Origin of the sequence: Paenibacillus sp. 2TAB19, from assembly GCF_052115185.1 — a bacterium.
GTDB lineage: Bacteria > Bacillota > Bacilli > Paenibacillales > Paenibacillaceae > Pristimantibacillus.
Map to the genome: position 1 here is coordinate 1 of NZ_JBFRGE010000162.1, position 3684 is coordinate 3684.

The following is a 3684-nucleotide window of genomic DNA, read 5'->3' on the forward strand; positions in this document are numbered from 1 at the left end:
AGTTCGGAATCTACGCTAATCTGATATTGAGTCATACCAAAATCCCTCCAATGAATGTTGTCTCGACAACTCCATTCTAAACGAGGATTCTGGCTATGGCTCCCTTTTTTTGAGATCCTAGCTTTTTACACAAGTATACGGACTCAACTTAAACGCGAGGTAAAATGCAGAAAGTTACTGCCAAAATCCATCATAGCTCCTCCAAAAGACAAATAAGAACACATGCACGCAGTCAGCGAAGGTATGCCAACTCCGCTCCCGTAGCAAACTAACACTGCTTGCCAAACAAACCATAGGGAGTGTTGGATGATGCGTGAAGGATTGATACCTGCCGTTCTTGGAACTGTGGTTACGGCTTCTGGCGCTACACTGCTGAAGAGCAAGTATAAGCTTATAGGTACGGGTGTTCTCGGCTTCGGTCTTGCCCATGTCATTCTTGGGGCGATCGATTTAGTCGAGCATCGTTAGTTTGGCAAGTCAAGTCATCGAATAGGAGAGGCGGCTTAATCGCCCCTCTCCTCCTTTTTCACAAGCCTCAGCTTCTTGTTTTCCAGCATGAACATATAGGTATATTCCTGCTGCTCATCCTCTGTCGACTCCAGCACAAGCTGACCTGCTTCGATATAGGGCTCGCTCTCGGGAGCCAGGCTAAACTGATCTAATAACTGCCCTTCTACCTCGAAGCTAGCTTGATATGCATCGTCTTCACTCACTACATATACATAAACAGCATCCGCGCGGCATTTGTTCTGGATAGGTTGAAAATAGTACAATTCAACGCCTTCGGACGCCAAGCTGCCCAGTTTGCGAGGTTGGTCGGATCCGCCTTCCGAGACGATCTGCGTATCAGATAAACTCCCGACACTTGTCTCAGTTCCGTCCGTTCGCTTGAACACGACATCATAGTCGCCGGATGATATGTAATCCGTCTCTTCTCCTAGACATGACGGCGCTCCCAGCGATTCCGTTACTCCGCCGTCTTCCGTCAACGGCAAGACATGCAGCTCTCCATATTCCCCTTGTCCGACAGCCCGAGGAGCACCAGCGAACTCAGCACTCTCGGCAATCACGGGTTGTTCTTCTGTATTCGATTGAACTTGCCCGCAGGCACTCAACACGGTTGCTACCATGAACAACAATACGAATTGCTTCATCATTGGCATTTCCTCCATAATTAGTCGGTTAACCAATAAACGTCAATGAAGCACGCAATGTTTCAGCACAAGCCACGCTTCAGCAGCTTAATAAGGGTTCTCTACCTGCATAATATCCATARAAGGAATTTTCGTCAGTTCGCYTGCGTACTCGACATGTACAAGCTTCGTCCTCGAGTCCATCTTCACGATAATGCCGCGAGGCTGCTCAGCCCAATTCCAGACGGTGAACAGAAGCTCGATTTCTTCCCGCTGCGCTTCGACCAAGCGCTCACCAAGCTCCTCCATTTGGAACTCGTCCCGCGTCGGTCGTTTCGGTCCTTTTGATGCCATTCCATTGCCCTCCCTCTATTCCGTAACCCGCTTATAATCAGTCSTTCAGAAACATTAACGTTATCATGAATGGCCTCCGGTTGCCACAACGATTTTGAGGAAACGTCTATCGAGGCTATTCGAAGATGAGCGACCTACAAGTTTGCGTAGCAAACTCACTTCGGAAGCCAGGGAATGTTTTATCGCCAATAAGAATTTGTTCTTCCGCAATGCTCGGAAACTTCTAAATTCTTATGTGGTAACAAAAATGACACAATTTCATGACATCACTCTGCACTTGCCTTCAATAATTATCAGAATAGTTCAACACATCGACAATTATTTTTAAGGAAGCGTTAAGATTAGATCCGTATACTAGTCCTATCAACCCCACAGTTGATGACGAGCTAGGACAGACCCACAGCAATGTGGGTCCTCTACACTTTTACTTCCATTTTTTTCGTACTCCTGTCCCTTTTTGACATAACCCAATTGTAAAAGAAGGAAATTTACAGTAAAATGATGTATGCTTTAGCTTAACAGTTACATCTTGGACCTTACGTAGGAGGACACTTTAAATGCATAACTGTGTTTGTCAACAACAGATTGAGGCGTTGAGAACAGAGATGGTTCGTGTGTTTGGAGTATCCAATAGCTTTTCGGACAGAGTGGTTATACAGATAAGTCAGGAGCTCGACAAAAAGCTGATGGAGTACACGAAATGTAGCTCCAGGATTCAAAAAACAGATAACGGCGATACATTATGTTACTAAAACGCATTTACTTTCCCGGCCCCCGCGGCCGGGTTTTTATTTTGCCCATCACTTTGTCGAAGTCAAGCCGCGAACAATACCCCTGCCAACAACCCGCTGCTCTATCCTGCTATATCCGTGAATATACTTCTTTGTAGCTTGCGGTATACAACTGAAGATAGGCATACGAAAGGAGCAATGGCATGGAAACGTTCGGACGAGGTTGTCTGTATATTATTTTGGGCGTTATCTTCGTTATGATATTGGCATTTATCGTCGGAGGGACGATTACGATCCCTTGGTTTATTTTGCTGCCGCTTATTGTGCTAGCGTTTTGGGCCGCCTCTAAGAAAGGCAAGTAACGCCCTCGCCCTCGCCTCGCAAACGCGCCAGGAAGCGCACAAAGGCTGCTGATTCATCAATCAGCAGCCTTCGCACATCTTAACCGATCAATTCTTTTTATTCCAGCTATCCTTAAGCGGTACGATGCGGTTAAATACAAGTCTATCGGCAGTTGTATGCTTGTTATCCAAGCAGAAATAGCCATGACGGAAAAACTGCAGCCTCCGCTCCAAAATTTCGGCTCCATGTTCCGCCTCCGCCACATACGGCTCGATCCGAGCATCCCTGACGACGATTAGCGAATCCGGACTAACGCGCTCCGTCCAATCCCCGTTAGTCGGCGTATCCTTTTCCGAATCCTCTAGCAGCAGCTTATCGTACAAATGAACGTCGGCCTTCAAGGCGTGATCCGCCGACACCCAGTGAATCGTCCCCTTCACCTTGCGCCCGTTAAATCCTGTACCGCTCTTCGTCGTATGATCATAGGTGCAGCGAAGCTCAATCACCTCTCCGGTAACCGAATCCTTAATCACTTCCTCGCAGCGAATAAAATAAGCGCCCTTCAATCGAACCTCGGCATTCGGAGTTAGTCGATGAAAGCCCTTCGGCGGATTTTCCTCGAAGTCGTCTCTTTCGATATAGATCGTTTTGCCAAAAGGAACTTCCCGCTTCCCAAGCTCCTCATTCTCGCTGTTATTCTCGATCATCAATAGCTCGGTTTCATCGTCTGGATAATTCGTTATGACGACTTTGAGCGGATTAAGCACCGCCATAACAGTAACTGTCGATGCCTTCAGCTCCTGTCTTAGACAATGATCGAGCAAGGAAATATGCACCGTGCTTTGCGTACGGATACTGCCGATCTCCTTGATGAAGCCGCGTATGCTCTCGGGCGTGAATCCTCTCCTTCTTAAACCGCGGAGCGTCGGCAATCTCGGATCGTCCCAGCCGTCTACATAACCGCCCTCGACCAGTTGCCGCAGGAAACGCTTGCTCGTCACGACGCCCGTCAGACTTAGGCGGCCGAACTCCCTTTGCCGCGGCGGACTGTCTATGCCGAGCTCCCTAAGCACCCATTCGTACAAAGGCCGATGATCCTTGAATTCGACGGAGCAGAGCGAATA

At 47.9% G+C, this 3684-nt stretch carries 6 protein-coding genes; 3 read left to right on the forward strand and 3 right to left on the reverse strand.

The window, feature by feature from the left end:
• The first annotated feature begins 309 nt into the window (after positions 1-309).
• A complete protein-coding gene (locus AB4Z33_RS30470) occupies positions 310-468 on the forward strand; it encodes an asparagine synthase (RefSeq protein WP_337098799.1) in 159 nt (52 codons plus the stop codon).
• 35 nt (positions 469-503) lie between these two features.
• On the opposite strand, the gene AB4Z33_RS30475 is transcribed toward AB4Z33_RS30470, so the two are convergent.
• Positions 504-1157 carry a hypothetical protein gene (locus AB4Z33_RS30475; RefSeq protein ID WP_442053491.1) on the reverse strand — a complete coding sequence of 218 codons (654 nt, stop codon included), beginning with the start codon at positions 1155-1157 and terminating at the stop codon, positions 504-506.
• A gap of 84 nt (positions 1158-1241) precedes the next feature.
• On the reverse strand, positions 1242-1487 hold the full coding sequence (locus AB4Z33_RS30480; protein ID WP_442053492.1) for a YolD-like family protein: 246 nt from the start codon (positions 1485-1487) through the stop codon (positions 1242-1244).
• 557 nt (positions 1488-2044) lie between these two features.
• Between AB4Z33_RS30480 and AB4Z33_RS30485 the strand changes: the two genes are divergently transcribed.
• Entirely contained in the window at positions 2045-2239 is a 195-nt protein-coding gene (locus tag AB4Z33_RS30485; RefSeq protein ID WP_442053493.1) for an aspartyl-phosphate phosphatase Spo0E family protein, read from the forward strand.
• 182 nt (positions 2240-2421) lie between these two features.
• Positions 2422-2580: a hypothetical protein gene (locus AB4Z33_RS30490; RefSeq protein WP_442053494.1), complete on the forward strand. Its 159-nt coding sequence runs from the start codon at positions 2422-2424 to the stop codon at positions 2578-2580.
• Positions 2581-2667: 87 nt separating this feature from the next.
• Here AB4Z33_RS30490 and AB4Z33_RS30495 read toward each other — a convergent pair.
• The coding region (locus AB4Z33_RS30495) for a glutamate--tRNA ligase family protein (protein WP_442053495.1) at positions 2668-3684 on the reverse strand (1017 nt) is incomplete at its 5' end.